At 70.1% G+C, this 19,219-nt stretch carries 15 protein-coding genes and 4 tRNA genes; 6 read left to right on the top strand and 13 right to left on the bottom strand.

Features of this window, described 5'->3' with window-relative positions:
* Nucleotides 1–88: 88 nt before the first annotated feature.
* The 5 genes from hrpA to ACZ5C2_RS08120 form a co-directional block, all read right to left on the bottom strand.
* Nucleotides 89–4,069, bottom strand: a complete 3,981-nt coding sequence (hrpA, locus tag ACZ5C2_RS08140; protein ID WP_468787844.1) for an ATP-dependent RNA helicase HrpA — start codon at nucleotides 4,067–4,069, stop codon at nucleotides 89–91.
* A 95-nt stretch (nucleotides 4,070–4,164) separates the two neighbouring features.
* Nucleotides 4,165–4,238, bottom strand: a tRNA-Phe gene (locus tag ACZ5C2_RS08135).
* A gap of 24 nt (nucleotides 4,239–4,262) precedes the next feature.
* A tRNA-Asp gene (locus tag ACZ5C2_RS08130) sits at nucleotides 4,263–4,337 on the bottom strand.
* A 37-nt stretch (nucleotides 4,338–4,374) separates the two neighbouring features.
* Nucleotides 4,375–4,447: transfer RNA gene (locus ACZ5C2_RS08125), tRNA-Glu, on the bottom strand.
* 80 nt (nucleotides 4,448–4,527) lie between these two features.
* Complete coding sequence (locus ACZ5C2_RS08120; protein ID WP_468787842.1) at nucleotides 4,528–6,147, bottom strand: metallophosphoesterase family protein; 1,620 nt, start codon at nucleotides 6,145–6,147, stop codon at nucleotides 4,528–4,530.
* Nucleotides 6,148–6,231: 84 nt separating this feature from the next.
* Between ACZ5C2_RS08120 and ACZ5C2_RS08115 the strand changes: the two genes are divergently transcribed.
* From ACZ5C2_RS08115 to ACZ5C2_RS08095, 5 genes are all read left to right on the top strand, one after another.
* The gene (locus ACZ5C2_RS08115) at nucleotides 6,232–6,582 is read left to right on the top strand and encodes a metallopeptidase family protein (protein ID WP_189557072.1); all 351 of its coding nucleotides are present in this window, start codon (nucleotides 6,232–6,234) and stop codon (nucleotides 6,580–6,582) included.
* Nucleotides 6,583–6,655: 73 nt separating this feature from the next.
* A complete protein-coding gene (locus ACZ5C2_RS08110; RefSeq protein WP_468787839.1) occupies nucleotides 6,656–7,201 on the top strand; it encodes a hypothetical protein in 546 nt (181 codons plus the stop codon).
* A 248-nt stretch (nucleotides 7,202–7,449) separates the two neighbouring features.
* Nucleotides 7,450–9,654, top strand: a complete 2,205-nt coding sequence (locus ACZ5C2_RS08105; protein ID WP_468787838.1) for a DEAD/DEAH box helicase — start codon at nucleotides 7,450–7,452, stop codon at nucleotides 9,652–9,654.
* A gap of 152 nt (nucleotides 9,655–9,806) precedes the next feature.
* A tRNA-Lys gene (locus ACZ5C2_RS08100) sits at nucleotides 9,807–9,879 on the top strand.
* 294 nt (nucleotides 9,880–10,173) lie between these two features.
* Entirely contained in the window at nucleotides 10,174–10,398 is a 225-nt protein-coding gene (locus ACZ5C2_RS08095) for a helix-turn-helix domain-containing protein (RefSeq protein ID WP_468787836.1), read from the top strand.
* Between the two features lie 368 nt (nucleotides 10,399–10,766).
* Here the strand turns inward: ACZ5C2_RS08095 and ACZ5C2_RS08090 are convergent, their stop codons facing one another.
* Nucleotides 10,767–11,099, bottom strand: a complete 333-nt coding sequence (locus ACZ5C2_RS08090; RefSeq protein ID WP_468787834.1) for a hypothetical protein — start codon at nucleotides 11,097–11,099, stop codon at nucleotides 10,767–10,769.
* Nucleotides 11,100–11,269: 170 nt separating this feature from the next.
* Between ACZ5C2_RS08090 and ACZ5C2_RS08085 the strand changes: the two genes are divergently transcribed.
* A complete protein-coding gene (locus ACZ5C2_RS08085; protein ID WP_468787832.1) occupies nucleotides 11,270–11,512 on the top strand; it encodes a GntR family transcriptional regulator in 243 nt (80 codons plus the stop codon).
* A gap of 106 nt (nucleotides 11,513–11,618) precedes the next feature.
* Here ACZ5C2_RS08085 and ACZ5C2_RS08080 read toward each other — a convergent pair whose 3' ends face one another.
* From ACZ5C2_RS08080 to ACZ5C2_RS08050, 7 genes are all read right to left on the bottom strand, one after another.
* Nucleotides 11,619–11,975, bottom strand: a complete 357-nt coding sequence (locus tag ACZ5C2_RS08080) for a hypothetical protein (protein WP_468787830.1) — start codon at nucleotides 11,973–11,975, stop codon at nucleotides 11,619–11,621.
* A gap of 1 nt (nucleotide 11,976) precedes the next feature.
* Nucleotides 11,977–12,402 carry a hypothetical protein gene (locus tag ACZ5C2_RS08075; RefSeq protein ID WP_468787828.1) on the bottom strand — a complete coding sequence of 142 codons (426 nt, stop codon included), beginning with the start codon at nucleotides 12,400–12,402 and terminating at the stop codon, nucleotides 11,977–11,979.
* Nucleotides 12,402–12,677 (bottom strand): hypothetical protein, encoded by a 276-nt coding sequence (locus ACZ5C2_RS08070; protein ID WP_468787826.1) that lies wholly within the window; start codon nucleotides 12,675–12,677, stop codon nucleotides 12,402–12,404. Before ACZ5C2_RS08070 ends, ACZ5C2_RS08075 begins: the two co-directional genes overlap by 1 nt.
* A gap of 39 nt (nucleotides 12,678–12,716) precedes the next feature.
* The gene (locus tag ACZ5C2_RS08065; protein WP_468787824.1) at nucleotides 12,717–13,595 is read right to left on the bottom strand and encodes a peptidoglycan recognition protein family protein; all 879 of its coding nucleotides are present in this window, start codon (nucleotides 13,593–13,595) and stop codon (nucleotides 12,717–12,719) included.
* Between the two features lie 67 nt (nucleotides 13,596–13,662).
* Entirely contained in the window at nucleotides 13,663–14,079 is a 417-nt protein-coding gene (locus ACZ5C2_RS08060) for a hypothetical protein (protein WP_468787822.1), read from the bottom strand.
* Nucleotides 14,080–14,088: 9 nt separating this feature from the next.
* A complete protein-coding gene (locus tag ACZ5C2_RS08055) occupies nucleotides 14,089–16,893 on the bottom strand; it encodes a hypothetical protein (RefSeq protein WP_468787820.1) in 2,805 nt (934 codons plus the stop codon).
* An 8-nt stretch (nucleotides 16,894–16,901) separates the two neighbouring features.
* Nucleotides 16,902–19,184: a phage tail tape measure protein gene (locus tag ACZ5C2_RS08050; RefSeq protein WP_468787818.1), complete on the bottom strand. Its 2,283-nt coding sequence runs from the start codon at nucleotides 19,182–19,184 to the stop codon at nucleotides 16,902–16,904.
* Nucleotides 19,185–19,219: the final 35 nt, after the last annotated feature.

Here is a 19,219-nt window from a genome sequence, read left to right as displayed (position 1 = left end):
TCGCAGTGCGATCCTTGCGCTGCGCTGCGAGAAGGACTGTACAGGAGGGGGAGCTCCCTGGTCGAACTCACCCTGCGTACGGGCGCGGTTACGGCACCGCCGCGTCGATGGCCTTCACGATCCGCTTGTCCGACACGGGGTACGCCGTGCCGAGCGCGTGGGCGAAGTAGCTGACCCGCAGCTCCTCGATCATCCAGCGGATGTCCAGCACCTGGCGCGGAACGGGCCGTCCCCGCGGCATCTGCTCCAGCAGCCAGGCGTACTCGTCCCGCATCTCATGGACCTTCGCCATCCGCGTGGAGTCCCGCTGCACGTTCGCCGCCATCTGCTGCAGCCGGCGGTCCGCGGCCACCAGATACCGCATCAGGTCCGGCAGCCGCCGCAGCCCCGCCTCCGTCACGAAGCCCGGCCGTACGAGCTCGTCCAGCTGCCCCCGCACGTCCTGGAGGTTCGCCAGCAGCGCGGGGCTCCGTACGCCCTTCAGACGGCGCTCACAGGCCTGCCACGCGGCCAGTACCTGCTGCACCTGGCCCACCGCGCGGACCGTCGTGTCGACGATCTCCGCGCGGACCTTGTCGAACAGCTTCCGGAACGACTCCTCGTCCCACACCGGCCCGCCGAAGTCCGCGATCAGCTTGTCCGCCGCGGCCGTCGCGCAGTCGTCGAACAGAGCCTGTACGGAACCGTGCGGATTCGCGGACAGTGCCAGCTTCTGGGGGTTCGTCAGCTTCTCGGAAGCGAACTTCGCGGGGTTCACCGGGATTCCGAGCAGGATCAGCCGCCGGGTGCCCTTCCACATCGCCTCCGCCTGCTCGGCCTCCGAGTCGAACAACCGGACCGAGACCGTGTCACCGTCGTCCACCAGCGCCGGATACGCCTTCACCGGCTGACCGGCACGACGGGTCTCGAACACCTGGGTGAGCGAACCCATAGTCCAGTCCGTCAGCCCTCTGCGTTCCAGCGACTCGCCGCCCTGACGCTGCGCGGTCGCGGCGGCCGCCTGGGACAGGGCCTTGCGGGCCTTGGGCCGCAACTGGAGCTTGAGCGCCTCCAGGTCCTTGTCCTCCGCGAGCTTGCGCCGCCGCTCGTCGACGATCCGGAACGTGACTTTCAAGTGGTCCGGAACGCGGGACCAGTCGAAGTCCTCCGCCTCGAACGGCACCCCGACCATCCGCTTCAGCTCGCGGGCCATCGTGACCGTCAGCGGCTCCTGCAAGGGCACCGCCCGCTCCAGGAACGCCCGGGCGACGTTCGGCGCCGGCACGTAGTTCCGCCGGATCGGCTTGGGGAGCGAACGGATCAACTCCGTGACGACGTCCTCCCGCAGACCTGGGATCTGCCAGTCGAAGCCCTCGTCCGTCACCTGGTTCAGCACCTGCAGCGGAACGTGGACCGTCACACCGTCGGCATCCGCGCCCGGTTCGAACTGGTAGGTCACCCGGAACTTCAGCGGTCCCTGCCGCCAGGTGTCGGGATAGTCGGCCTCGGTGACCGCCTCCGCCGACTCACGGATCAGCATCTCGCGCTCGAAGTCGAGGAAGTCCGGCTGCTCGTGGCGCTTGTGCTTCCACCACGAGTCGAAGTGCGCCCCCGACACCACGTGCTCGGGGATCCGCTGCTCGTAGAAGTCGAACAGGGTCTCGTCGTCGACGAGGATGTCCCTGCGCCGCGCCCGGTGCTCCAGCTCCTCGACCTCGGTCAGCAGCCGCCGGTTGTCCGCGTAGAACTTGTGATGCGTACGCCAGTCGCCCTCGACCAGCGCGTTGCGGATGAACAGCTCCCGGGAGATCTCCGGATCGATCCGGCCGTAGTTCACCTTGCGCTGCGCCACGATCGGTACGCCGTACAGCGTCACCTTCTCGTACGCCATCACGGCCGCCTGGTCCTTCTCCCAGTGCGGTTCGCTGTACGTGCGCTTCAGCAGGTGCTCCGCGAGCGGCTCCACCCACTCCGGCTCGATCTTCGCGTTGACCCGCGCCCACAGCCGGGACGTCTCCACCAGCTCGGCCGACATCACGAACCGCGGCGGCTTCTTGAACAGCGCCGAACCGGGGAAGATCGCGAACTTGGCGTTCCGCGCCCCCAGGTACTCGTTCCGCCCGCCGTCCTTGCGGCCGCCGCTCTGACCGGAGTCCTTGGACTCCTTCACGTCCTTCATGCCGATGTGCGAGAGCAGACCCGCCAGCAGCGACACATGGACGCGGTCCTCCGCCGCGTCGTCCTCGTTCAGATGGATGCCCATCTGCCGGGCGACCGTCCGCAGCTGCGTGTAGATGTCCTGCCACTCACGGATCCGCAGGAAGTTCAGATACTCCTGCTTGCACATCCGACGGAACGACGACGAGCCCCGTTCCTTCTGCTGCTCGCGGACGTACCGCCACAGGTTGAGGAACGCCAGGAAGTCACTGGACTCGTCCCGGAAGCGGGCATGCTGCTGATCGGCCTGGGTCTGCTTGTCCGCCGGCCGCTCGCGCGGATCCTGGATCGACAGCGCCGCCGCGATGACCATGACCTCACGGGCACAGCCGTTCCGGTCCGCTTCCAGCACCATGCGCGCCAGCCGGGGGTCCACCGGCAACTGCGCCAGCTTCCGCCCGGTCTGGGTCAGCCGCTTACGGGGATCCTTCTGTGCCGGGTCGAGCGCCCCCAGTTCCTGGAGCAGCTGGACACCGTCACGGATGTTGCGGTGGTCCGGTGGGTCGATGAACGGGAACTTCTCGATCTCACCCAGGCCGGCCGCCGTCATCTGCAGGATCACCGAGGCAAGGTTGGTCCGCAGGATCTCCGCGTCGGTGAACTCCGGACGGGCCAGGAAGTCGTCCTCGCTGTACAGCCGGATGCAGATGCCGTCCGACGTACGGCCGCAGCGGCCCTTGCGCTGGTTGGCGCTCGCCTGCGACACCGGCTCGATCGGCAGCCGCTGCACCTTGGTGCGATGGCTGTAGCGGGAGATACGGGCGAACCCGGGGTCGATGACGTACTTGATGCCCGGCACGGTGAGGGACGTCTCGGCCACGTTGGTCGCCAGCACGATCCGGCGACCACTGTGCTGCTGGAACACCCGGTGCTGCTCCGCATGCGACAGCCGGGCGTACAGCGGAAGCACCTCGGTCGACCGGTACCGCTTCTTGGTCAGCGCGTCCGCCGTGTCCCGGATCTCCCGCTCGCCGGAGAGGAACACCAGGACGTCGCCGGATCCCTCCGCCATCAGCTCCTCGACGGCGTCCGTGATCGCCGTGATCTGATCCCGGTCGGCGTCGTCCGAATCCTCCTCCAGCAGCGGCCGGTATCGCACCTCCACCGGATACGTGCGCCCGCTGACCTCGACGATCGGGGCGTCGCCGAAATGCCGGGAGAAGCGCTCCGGGTCGATGGTCGCCGACGTGATGACGACCTTGAGGTCCGGACGTTTCGGCAGCAGCTGGGCGAGATAGCCGAGCAGGAAGTCGATGTTGAGTGACCGCTCGTGCGCCTCGTCGATGATGATCGTGTCGTAGGCGCGCAGTTCACGGTCGGTCTGGATCTCCGCGAGCAGGATGCCGTCGGTCATCAGCTTGACGAACGTGGCGTCCGGATTCACCTGATCGGTGAAGCGGACCTTCCAGCCGACGGCCTCCCCGAGCGGGGTGTCCAGTTCCTCGGCGACCCGCTCGGCCACCGTACGGGCGGCGATGCGCCGGGGCTGGGTGTGCCCGATCATGCCCCGGACGCCCCGGCCCAGCTCCATGCAGATCTTCGGGATCTGGGTGGTCTTGCCGGAACCCGTCTCGCCGGCGACGATCACGACCTGATGATCACGGATCGCCTCGGCGATCGCGTCCTTCTTCTGGCTGACGGGCAGCTGCTCCGGGTACCGGATCTCCGGCACCCGGGTGCGCCGGGCCGTCATCCGCTCCTCGGCCGCGTCGACCTCCGTCTCGATCTCGGCGAGCACGGCGGCGCGGGCCTCCGGCTTACGGATCTTGCGCGCACCCTCGAGCCTCCGCCCGAGCCGGTGCGCGTCGCGCAGCGACAGCTCGGGGAGACGGGAGGCAAGGGAGGCGAGAACGGGGGCAGAGTGCGTAGACATACGGACTCCAGGATCTCATCCCGCGGAATTTCGCGGCCAACGATTTTGCGGGGGGCGCACAACAAGGCCCCGATCGCTGATCGGGGCCTTTGCTGTGGCTGGGGCCGGGATCGAACCGGCGACCTATCGCTTTTCAGGCGATCGCTCGTACCAACTGAGCTACCCAGCCGCGGTGTTTCACGTGAAACACCAGCGGTCCTGACGGGATTTGAACCCGCGGCCTCCACCTTGACAGGGTGGCGAGCACTCCAAACTGCTCCACAGGACCAAGCGCGTCGTACGACAGTGTCGCACAGGGTGGTGCGTGCCCCCAACGGGATTCGAACCCGTGCTACCGCCTTGAAAGGGCGGCGTCCTAGGCCGCTAGACGATGAGGGCTATCGGCCCGCCTGGGCGCCTCTCGGCGCGTCGGGGACGTGAGAAGCATATGGGATGGCGGGAGGGTTCGCCAAAACGGTTTACGGTGCGGGCGTGGAGCGCGTGCCGGGGGAGGGCGACGGAGGGGCGGTCGAACCGGTGCCGGGGGAGGGTGACGGCGAGGTCGTCGCGCCCGGCTGGTTCTCCTCGGGAAGGTGCCGGCTGACCTCTGCCGTCGTCAGGCCGAGCCCGCCCAGTTCGATGGAGTCCCAGGCCTGGAGACGGCGGCTGTCACGGTCGAAGTAGAGGATCGACGTCTCGATGGGGTCGGGGTACTTGCCCTCGATGGCGCGCAGGCCGCTGCCGCCGGTGGAGCCCTCGACGCGGAGCCGGGTGCCGTACCGCATGACCTCGGTGTCCTCGCGGTGGATGTGTCCGGCCAGGACCAGGGGCACGGTGCCGTCGACCTCACGGGCGGCAGACGGTTCGTGGGCGAGCGCGACGTCGACGGGGGTGCCGGCGGTGCGCTGGTCGCGCAGGGCGGAGGCGAGGCGGGCGCCGGCCAGTTCCTGGGACTGCTCGGCGCCGGCCCTCTTCGAGCGGTCGGGGGTGAACTGCGGGTCGCCGATGCCGGCGAAGCGCAGGCCGGCGATGGTCTTCGCCCTGCCGTCGTCGAGGACGTGGACGTTCTTCTTGCGTGCGAGGTAGCGCTGGGTGACGAGCGAGTCGTGGTTGCCGCGGACCCATACATAGGGGGCGCCGAGGTTCTCGACGGGGTCCAGGAAACCGTTCTCGGCGGCGGTGCCGTGGTCCATGGTGTCCCCGGTGTCGACGATCACGTCCACCTGGTACTGCTCCACCAGCGAGGCGATGATCTTCCAGCTGGCGGGGTTGAGGTGGATGTCGGAGACGTGCAGCACGCGGAGGGTGGTGGGGTCGGGCTGGTAGACGGGGAGGGTGGAGGTGGCGTCGTAGAGCTTGGTCACGTTGGTGACGAGGCGGGCCAACTCCTGCTGGTAGACGTCGAACTCGGTGACGATGCTGCGCGCGTCGCCGACGAGGGAGGGGGCGGAGGAGAGCAGGCCGGAGAACCTGGGCTCCAGGACCGAGTCGGGGTTCCAGGTGGCGTAGGCGGTGCCGCCGGACGCGGCCAGGAGGGTGAGGGCGAGGCCGCCGGCGGCGAGGGCGCGCCGGGGGCGGCGGTAGATGACCAGGCCGAGGGCGGTGGCGCCGGTGACGACGGCGACGCAGGAGCGTACGGCGAGGTCGGCGGTGCCGTGACCGATGTCCTGGGTGACCTCGTCCTGAAGGCCGGCGAGCCGCTCGGGGTGGTCGACCAGAGCCTGGGAGCGCTCGGGGTCGAGCTGGTCGATGTTGACGTCGAGGCGCACGGGGGCGGTGTGGCTGTCGAGCTGCAGGGCGCCCAGGGGAGAGACGTTGATCTTGGTTCCGCCGGTGAAGGAGGGACGCAGGGCCATCGTGGTGTTCATGGGTCCGACGGGGACGCGCACGTTGCCGACGACGAGCAGGCCGAGCCAGGCGCCGAGAACGACCACGGCGACGAGACCGAGGGCGCGTGTCCAGGGGTGCGAGCCCGGGACGAGGGCCTGCGTGGAGGGTGCGGGCGAGGACCGGCGGGAGCGGTGGCGGCGGGTGAGGGCCCGCGGGACCCGTTGGATGCGGTGGACGGTGTTCACGACGGCGGAGGGGACGCGGGCCATTGGTCCCGTATGCCCACGTCGCGGGCGGGATATGCGGGTGACCCGCGCATCTCGTACGGACGGCCCGTGCCCGACAATGGCTCTGTGCTGGAGATGACGCGCGAAATGTTCGAGGAGCTGGTCTCCGAGGCGCTGGACCGGATTCCGCCGGAGCTGATGCGGCTGATGGACAACGTCGCGGTGTTCGTCGAGGACGAACCGCCGGCCGACGATCCGGAGCTGCTCGGGTTGTACGAGGGAACTCCGCTGACGGAGCGGGGCGAGTGGTACGCCGGGGTGCTGCCGGACCGGATCACCATCTACCGGGGGCCGACGCTGCGGATGTGCGAGTCGCGGGAGGACGTGGTCGCCGAGACGGAGATCACGGTGGTGCACGAGATCGCGCACCACTTCGGGATCGACGACGCCCGGCTGCACGCGCTCGGCTACGGATAGGCCGTACGCGTGTCTTCTTGTGGGTGGCGGGAGTTGGGGTTGTTGACCCTGTACTCCCATCGGAGGTGGCTCCGTGCGCCGCTTGTACGTACCCGTTCGCCTGGCCGCCACGGTCGTCGCCCTCACCGCTGCCGCCGGCTGTGTGAGCGTGGGTGAGAGCGGCACCGGCGGGGACGCCGGGCCGTCGCACTCCGCGGGGCGGTCGGGCGGTGAGGCTCCGGACGGGGGCGCGGCCGGGCCGGGCGGCGGGGCCGGGCACGGCGCCGCGGCCGCCGACGGCGAAGGCGCGGACGGTGGCACGGACAAGGGGCGCAAGGGCAGGGGGGAGAAGGACGGAGCGGGGAAACCGGCGTCGGCCGGGGCCTCGCCGTCCCCGGGGGCGAGCCGGTCCGCGCCGGTCGGCAGCGGCCCCGGCGGTCCCCCGGGGCCGACCCCCGACGAGGGTCCCGTTCCGCCGGAGCCCACGCGGACGCCGGACCCGGAGCCCACGCCGGTGCCGCCCGAGCCGTCGGCAACGCCGGAGCCGACCCAGGCGGAACCGTCCTCGTCGGCCCACCAGCCGCCCGGGACACAGCTGGCGCAGCGGGAACCGGCGCCGGAAGCGGGGGCGCCGGTCTAAGGTTCTCCCCAGCGCCTCCTTGCCCACCCGACCCCGCGCTCACCTGCCGGTTTGCTTTCGGGGTGCCAGGGTGCGTATGGTGGCAGATCGTTTGATCCTATTTGCCCGGCGCCACTGCAGAGCGCGCCGTGTGGCGCGTAGTCTCTCCCTTGCCGTGGTGGACCGCATCGAGGCGGTCGTATTGCGAATTGCGAATCACGGAGTTGACGGGCGCGTGCCGAAGAGACTCCGGAAGGTTTCGCATTCGTATGCCCATCGCCAGTACTGATCACGTCGTCGTGCCCGAGAACATCGAGGACGCCGGCATCGACGTCACCCCCGAGGTGGCGGTCCCCGAGGTGGCGGTCCCCGAGGTGGCGGCCTCCGAGCCCACCTTCACCGACCTCGGCCTGCCCGAGGGTGTCGTGCGCAAGCTCGCGCAGAACGGCGTGACCACCCCCTTCCCGATCCAGGCCGCGACCATCCCGGACGCCCTGGCCGGCAAGGACATCCTCGGCCGTGGCCGCACCGGCTCCGGCAAGACCCTCTCCTTCGGTCTGCCGACCCTGGCCACGCTGGCCGGCGGCCGGACCGAGAAGCACAAGCCGCGCGCCGTCATCCTGACGCCGACGCGTGAGCTCGCCATGCAGGTCGCCGACGCACTCCAGCCGTACGGCGACGTCATGGGCCTGAAGATGAAGGTCGTCTGCGGCGGCACGTCGATGGGCAACCAGATCTACGCCCTCGAGCGCGGCGTCGACATCCTCGTCGCCACCCCGGGCCGTCTGCGCGACATCATCAACCGCGGTGCCTGCTCCCTGGAGAACGTGCAGATCACCGTCCTCGACGAGGCCGACCAGATGTCCGACCTGGGCTTCCTGCCCGAGGTCACCGAACTGCTCGACCAGGTACCCGCGGGCGGCCAGCGCATGCTGTTCTCCGCGACCATGGAGAACGAGATCAAGACCCTCGTCGACCGCTACCTCCACGATCCGGCGACGCACGAGGTGGACGCGGCGCAGGGCGCGGTGACGACCATGTCGCACCACATCCTCGTCGTGAAGCCGAAGGACAAGGCGCCGGTCACCGCGGCCATCGCCTCCCGCAAGGGCCGCACCATCATCTTCGTCCGCACCCAGCTGGGCGCCGACCGCGTCGCCGAGCAGCTGCGTGACGCCGGTGTGAAGTCGGACGCACTGCACGGCGGCATGACGCAGGGCGCGCGCACGCGGACGCTGGCCGACTTCAAGGACGGTTACGTCAACGTCCTGGTCGCGACGGACGTCGCCGCCCGCGGTATCCACGTCGACGGCATCGACCTCGTCCTCAACGTCGACCCGGCCGGCGACCACAAGGACTACCTGCACCGCGCGGGCCGCACGGCGCGTGCCGGCCGTACCGGCACCGTGGTGTCCCTGTCCCTGCCGCACCAGCGGCGTCAGATCTTCCGGCTGATGGAGGACGCGGGCGTCGACGCCACGCGCCACATCATCCAGGGCGGCGCGGCCTTCGAGCCGGAGGTCGCCGAGATCACCGGTGCCCGGTCGATGACCGAGGTGCAGGCCGAGTCGGCGGGCAACGCGGCGCAGCAGGCCGAGCGCGAGGTCGCCCAGCTCACCAAGGAGCTGGAGCGGGCGCAGCGCCGCGCGTCGGAGCTGCGCGGCGAGGCCGACCGGCTGCTGGCCCGGTCCGCGCGGGAGCGCGGCGAGGACCCGGAGACGGTAGTGGCCGAGGCGGCCGCCGTGGCGTCGGCCGAGGCCGAGGTGTCGCTGCCGGAGCAGCCGACCGCGCGTGACGTCGAGCGGACCGAGCGCGTGGAGCGTACGGAGGCTTCGGCGCCGTACGAGCGGCGTGAGCGCCGTGACGACCGTGGTGACCGTGGTGGTTTCCGCCGTGACGACCGTGGTGAGCGGGGTGACCGTGGTGGGCGTTCCTTCGAGCGCCGTGACGGTGACCGTGGTGGTTTCCGCCGTGACGACCGTGGTGACCGTGGCGGTTTCCGTCGCGATGACCGTGGTGAGCGGGGTGACCGTGGTGGGCGTTCCTTCGAGCGCCGCGACGACCGTGGCGGCATCGGCCGGGACCGTGACGCTGACCGTGGCGGTTTCCGTCGCGACGACCGCGGTGACCGTGGTGGCTTCCGCCGTGACGACCGCGGTGACCGTGGCGGTTTCCGCCGCGATGACCGTGGTGAGCGGGGTGAGCGGGGTGACCGTGGTGGGCGTTCCTTCGAGCGCCGCGACGACCGTGGCGGCATCGGCCGGGACCGTGACGCTGACCGTGGCGGTTTCCGCCGTGACGACCGCGGTGGCCACCGGGGCAGCGACCGTCCGTTCAACCGGGACCGCCAGGGCGACCGCCCGGGTTTCCGCACCGGCGGCCACGACCGCCCGTACGGCCGTCGTGACGACCACCGCGGTGGTGGCTCCTTCGGCCGCCGCGAGGACAAGCCGCGCTGGAAGCGCAACGGCTGACACGCTCTCACCGAGCCGGCCGGAAGAGCCCGCGCGACACCTGTCGCGCGGGCTCTTCCGCGTCCGTGCGGGGCGCATCACGGCCCGCCTCCCCGATACCCGATCGGAGACTCGGCCACGTCCGGCTATGCTCGGGGAGGCAACATCGCCAGGGGCCCTTAGCTCAATTGGCAGAGCAGTGGACTTTTAATCCATTGGTTGTGGGTTCGAGTCCCACAGGGCCTACCTGCTGGACCCCAGCTCAGACGCGAACTGAGCTGGGGTCCTGTCCGTTTTGACCAGGCCCCATGATCGCTAGCTGGCCCGTCGCTGGCCCGAAGGGACGAGAAAGGGCGGTCACCCGATATGGGTGACCGCCCTCCCTGCCTCCGGCGTCCTCTCCTGGGGCACCCTCCCGGGTGGCCGCAACGCCATCGGCAGTCTGTTCCCCGCCTCCTGCACCCCACCACGACCCATGATCGCCAATAGCCTGGTGTCACCAGGCTGACACAAGATCGTTACGGGCCCACCGTGTCTCGCGTGCCCGCCGACGATGACCTCACCAGCGAGATGGCCCGTATCGGCCGGCGCATCCGTGACGCTCGCGAGCACCACGGCCTGACACAGGAGGCCGTGTTCCTCGCGGTTCCGATGAACCGGTCGCACTACCAGGACATCGAGTCCGGCGGGGCGAACCCGACCTTGAGGACTCTGCTGAGGATCGCCCGGGCGATCGGTGTCCCGCTGCGTGACCTGGTGGGGTGAGCGGCTGCCCTGGAGTTTCGGCACGGGCAGCCGCTCTCTTCCGGATGGACGGCCGACACCGAACGGCGTCCCCCTGGCTGGCGGCCAGGAGTCTGGGTGAGCGGCCCGTCCCCGACGGGGGCGTAGGGCGGGCCGCCCGGGTCCCGCGCCCGGTGCGATCGGCGGACTGCACACCGGGCACGGGAGTCAGTGGGTACAGCGGCGGATCATCACGTTGCAGTCAGAGACGCGCGTGAAGTCGCGTGCCCGCCGGGCTATGTCCCGGCGACAGGCCCAGCCGCGGCAGTTGGCGCAACCAGGCGCGGGCTCGGCGTCGGGGAGCAGGACGCCCAGGACCGGCGCCTCCTCCATGGTGTCCCGCGGCGTGGTCACAGGCCGCCCTCCCGCATCAGCCGGTTCGCGGCCACCGACACCGGGCACGACGCGTCCGTCTGGCAGCGGTCGCACGAGCGGGTGTGCTCGAACAGCAGTTGGTACGCGGCCCGGCCGGCGCATCCGGCGCAACCGCGGGGGAACAGCCGGCCGCCGTCGGCCGCGTCCCGCTCTCCGGCGTCCTTGGCCGTCTCGGCGGTGAGCGCCGTACTGCACCAGGCGCAGTGCACGCCGCGGCGCTGCTCGCCGGACAGCAGCGACAGCGCGGGCAATGGCAGCGGCAGGGCGCCGTCTGTCCGTAGGTCGGTGGGGTGCGTAGTCTCTGGCATGTCGTCGCTCCCTCGTAGCGTCGGCATCGAACCCTCGTGACCGCTGGCCAGTAGTCGCGGGGGTTCGCTATGTGATGGGGACCTTACCCCTAGTACGGGGTAGTGCACCCTGGGATACGCCCAACTTCTACCGATCGCGGCCATGCGGGACCGGTGCCTACGGTGCACACATGATCGACGAGTGGGCGCAGGACCGGCCACGGTGGGAGCAGATCGCCGACGTCATCCGGCAGCGGATCGCAGACGGCACCTATCCGCCGCGCTCCCGCGTCCCCTCCGTGCAGCAGATCGTCACCGACACCGGCGTCGCCGTCGACACCGCCCAGAAAGTACTCGCGAACCTGCGCGAAGAGGGCGTTATCTACACGGTGCGCGGCCTCGGCTCGTTCGTCGCCGACCGCACCCAGGCATGACGAAACGCCCCCGCCCTCCCCCATACCAGGGGAGAGCGGGGGCAGTTGTAGGGAGCGGGCACCAGACGTCCCGGGCCGGCCTCCCACCACGGGGCCGGACCGGGACTCACAGCCCGATGTCGTGAAGGAAGGGCCGGGCCTCCTCGGGCACTGGCTGCGGGGGCGGCGGCGGCTCCAGCCGCTGCTGCCGCATGTAGCCGACCAGGGAGCGCGCCCACCCGGCGACGTACCGGAGGGCGAACTCCTGGGCGGTGATCCGCTCCCGATCGCGCTGGGATGCTGCCTTCTGCTCAGCGAGCTCGGTCTTCAGCTCGCCCACGTTGGTGCGCAGCTCCGTGACGATGGTGGTGAAGTCGTCGCGACGCTGCTGTCCTCGCGGTTGTCGCCGGCCGATCACAGTGGTCGCAATGGCGCCCATGGCGGTGACGACTGCCACCGCCAGGGCGGACAGTGCAGTCAGCATCTCAGGTCTCACGCGGTGGCTCCGTTCGTGCGGGCTCGTCCCATCCGATCGCCACGAGGTTGACCGTCCCGAACGCGCCGAAAATCAGGGCGATGACCCACCCCCTGGGGCTCTCCTCGAGCGGCCACCAGGACGCGAGGTAGGCCCCGGCCCAGGCGGACGCAATCAGCCACACCGCGACGAACCCCGGCCAGTCGTGCGGTCGTGGCAGCCATGCGCAGACCAGGGCAACGGCACCTGCAAGGATCCAAGCCCAGCCCCAGACCTCCAACGGCGCCAGCTTCAGCAGCAGCGTCAGCCCTTGCCGGTCACCCGTCGGCTGCACGAGCTGCCCTGAGCCGTACCCGGTGGCCATGACGCCCTTGAGGGTGAGAAGCGCACCGCGGCGGCCCAGTCGTCGGGTGAGCCGCCGGGCCGCCGCCAGCATCAGACGCTCGGCGCCGTCGAGGCGCTGTTCCGCTGCCCGATCACCTTCGCGACCAGGCCCTTCACCAGCGAGCCGACCGCCGCGATACCGGCCGCGCCCACGGTCTCCCAGAACGAGGCGGAGAACATGTCCGCGGGGCCGGCCGCCAGCGCCACACCTCCGGCGGCGACGAGGAACGTCCAGACGATCCGTTCGACGAGGTCTCTCGCGTAGGTGGCGCCGGTCTTCACAACGGTGTCGACGTCTGCCCGGGACGGGAAGTTGGGGTTCGCCATGGGTCTCTCATCTCTCTCGGGTTGGGCAGGGGGTGAGGGTCAGGTCTGGTCGGTGAGGGTTTCGCCGAGCCGCTCGAGTGCGGCGCGGGCTCCGGCCTCGGCGGCGGCCTGGGCCTGGGCCTGCGTCAGCCCACCGCCCTCGGCGAGCTTGGCGACGATGCCGGACAGCGCGCCAACCTCGGCCTGCAGCTGCTTGATGCGGCCCCGGTTCTCCCGGCCCAGCTCACCGACGTAGGTGAGGATGCTCTTCCCCGCCCAGTGCGGGTTCTGCTCAGTGCCCCACGGCACCGTGATGACGCCGTCGCGGTTCCACACCCGCTCAGCGACGAGGTCAGCGAGCTCGCGCAGCTGCGCGTCGGTCAGGGCCATGTCGTCCTCCGTGGTGGTCTTGCCGGTGGCGCGGGCGACGATGCCCGGGAACACCACCGTCTTGAACTGGGTGATGCGGGCCTTGCCGGGGCAGGCGGTGCCGGACGTGGACCACTCGCGGAACATGCTGTGGTAGCCGTAGCCGCGGTCGTCGTGGGTTCGGCAGATGCGGAGCGGGATGCCGTGCTCCTGGTGCAGCCACACACCGATCGCGATCAGGTCGTCGATCTGCTTCGCGTTCCACGGGTCCGACCCGCTGGTGTTGGACGCGGTCTCCGCGGACACGGCACCCGTCCCGTCCGGCCGACGGTTCGCGCCGGCGTTGGCGTCCGCGCGGGTCTCGGTGCCGATGTACTGGCCCACCACGCCGTCGTAGTCGACACCGAAATGCGACTCCAAGTTGGTGCTGTCCCGCCAGTATTCGTAGGTGCGGCGGGCCGTCCAGGGGGCGACGATCGAGTGGACGATGAACTGCGTCGGCCGGATCGCCGCCTGCTGATCGGACTCCGGCTGAAGTTCCATCTTGACCGCGCCGGGATACCAGGCCATGAGGCCTCCAGGAATGAGAAGAGCCCCGGCCAGACGGCGCGGGGCGTGCGGGGTGAGGTGAGGTCGATCAGTCGTTACCGCTGATCCATACGGCGCTGACCCTGGGGCTGTTGCCGTTGTCGATGCCGCTAAACCCTGAGGTCGTGCGCAGGGTGATCACGCCGGACGTGCTGATGGTGGCACCACCGTCGTTGAACCCCGAGTCCCACATCACCTCCACCAGCTCGGGCGGCCTCCAGCCCCCTGGCAGCGTGGCCATGGCCGTGTCTCCGATGTTGCCGGACCCGGCTGCCGTCTCGGTGATCGCGGCTCCGGTCCGGCTGCAGGTGATGGTGATGGTCGTGACCCCGTTCACCTTGCGTCCCGAGAAGTCGGTGACGCTGAACCCGCTGGCGGCGAGGGCACCTGAGGAGACGGAAGACTCCACCTCGTTGTCGTTGAGCCGGTCAGCGGTCATCCTCATCCCGGCGAGCCATACGGTCATCGTCGCCTCCTACATCGCCACGTAGACGGGGGTCGCCAGGCGGATGTCCTGGCCTGCTGTGTGGGCCTTGCTCACGCCGTTGACGGAGCGGACCACAGTGAAAGTCTGGGCTGTCGTGATTCCAGTGCAGGCGGTTACCCGCATAACCTCGCCGCCCACGCGGACGTCGAACGGGAAGTCGCCGGGGTAGGAGGTGCTGTCGACCCAGCGCGCCACCGCAGTGGTGGTGACGTCCACGGTCGTGGCGGTGGCGTCCACGGCCGCGGCCAGCTCACTACCGGCCGTGTCCGCCCGCCCGTAGGTGTCGGAGCCGACGACGCCGGCGGTCCACGGCTCGCCCGGTACGCAGTTGAAGGTGATCAGCCAGCCGTTCGGTCCGGCGTCCTCGCTGTAGCCGGCCACCAGGACGTCGACGTCGTCCGGACCATGGTCCGCGGGGAGGTTCGTCAGCCTGATTTTGTCGCCGACGTCCAGGCGCAGGATGTCGTCGATGTGGGCGAAAACCCGGTCGTTGGCGAGGTTCAGGGTAATGCGGGTGTAGCGCACCCCGGCATACGTACCGAGGTGTAGCCGCATCCCGGCGACCTGGCGGGCCTGCGCGTCTGTGTACAGGCTGTAGGTGTAGGGCTGGTCGTAGCGGCCCACACCTCCGTCCTCCGGCGGCAGGACCGACATCTCCCCTTCCTCGAGGACCTCCCGTGCCGGAACCGAGCCGTACTCCCGGCCCACCGACACGTCGTTCTCGGTGAGCCGGTCGTCGTCGACCGGCCTGAACGGCGGCGAGATCAGCCCGGCGCTGTAGTCGAGCGTGAGCGCGGGAGGCTGGTTCCACAGGGTGGAGTTCCCGCGGTGGATGACCTCGATACGGTCCCGCGCGTCCAGCAGGTACCCGAAGTTCGTGCGGGAGGCCTCGTTCAGGAGCTCCAGCAGCTTCTTCTGCCCCTGGATACCCATGCGCTGCTGGAAGGCCGTCTCGCCCGCCACGGTGGCCGCGTAGCCGGCCTCGGCCGCGAGCCGCCCGATACGCGCTCCGGCATGCTCGCCCTGGAAACCCATGTACGCGTCGTAGAGCGCGGCCGCGCTGGGCCCGGTGCCGTCCCAGTAGGTGATGTAGCCGAAGCTGCGGTCGGACATGGTGGTGTCCGCTATCGTCGCGAAGCCCCACCCGAGGAGTACCTGGCGGGCGGCCTTCATGGTGATGCCGCTGATGGTGCCGGTGCCGGCGAGCTGCCCGTCCACGTACACGTACCAGAGGGTGTTCGGGGCGGACGGGTCGATGGACAGGCGCAGGTGGTGCGGGTTCTCGTCGTAGATCCCCACGGCTGCGATGTTCGCCAGTAGTGCGGAGCTCGAGGAGGTCGTGCCTTCGGACTCCCGGATGACGGTGAGCTGATCCAGGCTGCCGGTGAAGATGATCCGGATGCGGTTCTGATTGTCGACGTCGGTGCCGGCGCCCCGGTCAGAGATGGTCCACTGCCCCGAGGACGGGGTTCCGCCGCCGCTGAGGAACAGGTCCACCGACCAGAAGCTGTCGGTACCCGTTGTGCGCGGCAGGCCGCCGCGGAGCTGGCCGGTGGTGTTGGCCTTCACCGCGATGACCGGCTCGATCCAGTCGGCCAGGATCCCTTTTTGCCACTCGCCGGCCGTGTCGGTGCCGGTCACCAACTCCTGGGCCATGTCCTGCCCGCCCACGAGGGATCTGGCGCCGGTCGTGCGGGGGCCGTCGGTCAGTGGCCAGCACTCCACCGGGCCGCGGGCCTTGATGTAGCGCAGCAGCGCGGAGTCCTGCGGCCGGTTCCCCGCGTCCATCCGCCGCATCAGCCCGGAGGGGTTGACGCTCACGATGTTGTCGTTGCCGGACAGGTCCCGGGTGGGCGGCCACGCGGGCACTTCCCCGGCCATGCGGATATGCCGGTTCGTCAGCGAGGCGCCCCCGGCGAGGGTCCAGACGCGGCCACCGGAGGTGACCGATGCGGCGCCGGGCACCCCGTCCGCGGTGTCTGCTTCCGCCACGACCGTGCCGTTGTGGCCGTTCAGGAGCTTGGCCGCGTACAGCTTCCCTCTCATGGGGTCGATCGTGAGACCGGAGACCACCCCAAGCTCCATCGGGGCGACCGCGGTGAACACGCCCGTCGTCGCGGTACCCAGGATGGGATCGCCCAGCAGCGCCCATTCGCTGTCGTCCACGGTGCGGCCCGTGTGGAAGCGCAGCTCGTAGCCCCCTGCCCCGTTGTCCACGTCGAGCGTGACCCGGACCGCGAGCCGCTGCCCGTTGTAGGCCTTGACGGGCACGGTGGAGAACTGGATCACACGGGAGGCGAGCGTGCCGTTGGGCGACCAGTAGAACGTCAGCTGGCCGGTCCCGGCGAGGGCCATCGCCCACGCCCGGTTGTCGCCGGTGGAGACGTAGCGGGCGGCCAGCCCTTGCCCGGCCTCCCACGAGTCCGGGGCGATGTCCAGGCGCAGGTCCAGGTCGCCGACCGCGAGAGCGGGACTGGTCGCCGTGGTCAGCGCGTTGCCTGCGCTGCCGGGCAGGGCGGCCCACGGGGAGCCCACCTCGTACCCCACCCTGAACGGGGTGTTGCGGCCGATCAGCCCGTACAGCGGGCTCATGGGGTTGCGGGGGGCGTACCGGTCGTCCCGGGAGTCCAGGTCACACGTGCACGAGGTGGGCTCTGCAGCGGACGACGACTCCGAGGACAGGCCGCGGGTCACGCTCACTTGCGACGTGGTCGCCCGCACGTCCTCGGTGATGTCGGTCCAGGCGCCGCTGTAGGACAGCTCAGCCCACAGGGGCGGGGGCAGGCTCGGCATTGGTCACCTCACCCTTCTGCGAACTTGATGACGTCGCCGCCCGCGCTGATGCGGACGGTCTCCTGGAACCACTCGCGGAAGGCACGAGGGGCGGTGCCCCGCCACTCGATGACGAGGTGCGGGCCTGCGGCTTGCGAGGCGCCCAGGGCGGACGCGAACGGCATCCGGGGACCCTGCGAGACGGCGGGCCGGTAGGCGGCCGGGTCGACCACGGCTCGCATCGAGTCGGCGACGACGCCCGCGTTGTCGTCCACGCCCATGGCGATACCGGCCGGGATCCAGTGGCCGATCTCGTCGGCGGCGAGCTTGGACGGGGACCCGATGTGCAGGAAGTCCTTCACCGGGTCGACGATGTTCCGGCTGGCGAAGGACGACACCTGGGACCACAGCCAGCCGCCGGCCGACGAGATGCCGTCCCAGATGCCGTAAACGAAGTCCTGCCCCGCGTTGTAGAGGCGGTACGCCTGTCCGACCGCGGCGTTGACCAGACGTCCCGGCAGGCCGGTCATCCACGTCACCAGGCTGGTGGCCCGGTTGACGGCGGCGTTCTTCATCGACTGGAAGCCGTTCCAGGCCTGGGTGTGCAGGGAGCTCCCGAGTCCTGACAGGGCGTTCCAGGCTCGGCCGGGCAGCCCTTGGACGGTCTCGATGAAGCTGTTCCACTGACTGCTGACCGGACCGGCGATGTAGCGGGACCATAGGCCGGAGAACCAGTCTGCGGAGGCCTGTCCGAGGACCCCGAAAGCGGACCAGACGTCGCCCGCGAAGGACGCGATCCACCCGGTGAAGGACTGCCACCACTCGGGCAGCTTCTCGTCCAGCGCCACCAGGAGCTGCCCGACGAACCCGCCGATGATGAGCCCCGCGACGGAGCCGAGGGCGGCCGCCAGGAGCAGCGGCAGCTGGGTGATGGCGAGGATGATCGCACCGGCGATCGCGACGACCTTGAACAGCTGCATCGGGTTGGCCATGGCGTAGTCGGCGATCTTCGTGCCGAACGTGACCAGCCCCTCGATCGCCCGCGGCGCCAGCTCGGTGACGATCTTCTCGCCGACGCGCTGACCGAGCAGGGTCACGAAGTCCAGGACGCGGTCCACGCCGTCCACGCCGCCCTTCCCGGCCTCCGTCCAGGCGTCGTTGACGGCCCGGCCGAACTGGTCCTTGAAGTCCATCACCGCGGGGATGACGTGGCCGCCCAGGAAGTCGATGACGTTCTGTTGGACGCCCCGCTTGAAGGCCTCCATCTTCATCGCGGGGGAGTCCTCGAGCTTGTCGACGACCTTGTCGGCGGCGCCGGCCACCTCGTCGAAGCCGCCCGCGGCCGCAGCCGACGCGGGATCGAGCGCGTACAGGGCGTCCGCCTGGGTGTTGGCGAGGTCCCCGAAGAGCACCTGGCTGGCGGCCAGCCGGACCGTTTCGTCGTCGGTGCCGCGCAGGGCATCCATCGTGTCCTGAAGCGCCTGGGTGGCCTGGTCGCCACCCGCGCGCATCTTCCGGCCGATGTCCTCGCCGTTCAGGCCGATCGACGAGAACGCCTCGTTGACCTTGTCGCCGCCCGCGAGGGCCATCTCGCCGAAGATGCCGATGGCGTCCGCGACGCTGTCGGCGTCCCGGGCGCCGGCCTGGAGTCCCTGGCTGATCAGGCCCATGGAGGTGGCGCCGTCCAGGCCCAGCCGGCGGAACTGGGTCGAGTACTCGTTGATCGTGTCGAGCAGGTCATCCGACTTGTTGGCGACGCTGCTCAGGCCTGCGGCGATGAGGTCCATCGCCTCCTCGAAGGAGCCGGCCATGCCGGTCTTCACCATCTGCCCGGCCGCCGCCGTGGCCTTGTTGAGGTCCTGGTCGAAGGCCTTGGACAGGGCCAGGGTCTTCTCCGTCATGTCCTCCAGGCGGTCCTGCTCGCCGGTGAACTCGTCCATGTTCAGCGTCACCGACTTGATGGCGTCACCGACCTCGGTGGCCGACTCACCCCAGCCCTGCACGAACACGTTCGTCATCGCGTCCGTCGCCGCGCCGACGTCGGCAGTGGTGTTCGCCAGCTGCGCCTCGAGGCGGGTGGTCGCCTCGGACATGTCCATCGCCTGGGCGAGGGTCGACATGATGGCGGCACCGGCCAGCGCACCGGCCGCCGCGCCGGCCGCCGCCAGGGCGGTGCCCATCTTCGAGCCGTTCGCCGCGGCGGCGTCCGCCATGCCCTCCGTCTCGGTCTCCACCGTCTCCCGCGCGGAGCGCATGCCCGGGCCGGTGCGGTCCCGGGCCGACAGGGAAAAGACCAGGCTGGTGTCCGACACAACAGGCCCCCTTCTGTGTGAGCGTCACCGCCGCT

The organism is Streptomyces sp. NPDC031365 (assembly GCF_055569765.1).
This window is presented reverse-complemented; position numbering and strand designations above follow the sequence as displayed.

What these genes read in the sequence shown, in the direction of transcription:
- hrpA (WP_468787844.1), bottom strand. Translation starts at nt 4,069, where the DNA reads ATGTCTACGCACTCTGCCCCCGTTCTCGCCTCCCTTGCCTCCCGTCTC.
- ACZ5C2_RS08120 (WP_468787842.1), bottom strand. Translation starts at nt 6,147, where the DNA reads ATGGCCCGCGTCCCCTCCGCCGTCGTGAACACCGTCCACCGCATCCAA.
- ACZ5C2_RS08105 (WP_468787838.1), top strand. Translation starts at nt 7,450, where the DNA reads ATGCCCATCGCCAGTACTGATCACGTCGTCGTGCCCGAGAACATCGAG.
- ACZ5C2_RS08090 (WP_468787834.1), bottom strand. Translation starts at nt 11,099, where the DNA reads ATGCCAGAGACTACGCACCCCACCGACCTACGGACAGACGGCGCCCTG.
- ACZ5C2_RS08085 (WP_468787832.1), top strand. Translation starts at nt 11,270, where the DNA reads ATGATCGACGAGTGGGCGCAGGACCGGCCACGGTGGGAGCAGATCGCC.
- ACZ5C2_RS08080 (WP_468787830.1), bottom strand. Translation starts at nt 11,975, where the DNA reads ATGCTGACTGCACTGTCCGCCCTGGCGGTGGCAGTCGTCACCGCCATG.
- ACZ5C2_RS08075 (WP_468787828.1), bottom strand. Translation starts at nt 12,402, where the DNA reads ATGCTGGCGGCGGCCCGGCGGCTCACCCGACGACTGGGCCGCCGCGGT.
- ACZ5C2_RS08070 (WP_468787826.1), bottom strand. Translation starts at nt 12,677, where the DNA reads ATGGCGAACCCCAACTTCCCGTCCCGGGCAGACGTCGACACCGTTGTG.
- ACZ5C2_RS08065 (WP_468787824.1), bottom strand. Translation starts at nt 13,595, where the DNA reads ATGGCCTGGTATCCCGGCGCGGTCAAGATGGAACTTCAGCCGGAGTCC.
- ACZ5C2_RS08060 (WP_468787822.1), bottom strand. Translation starts at nt 14,079, where the DNA reads ATGACCGTATGGCTCGCCGGGATGAGGATGACCGCTGACCGGCTCAAC.
- ACZ5C2_RS08055 (WP_468787820.1), bottom strand. Translation starts at nt 16,893, where the DNA reads ATGCCGAGCCTGCCCCCGCCCCTGTGGGCTGAGCTGTCCTACAGCGGC.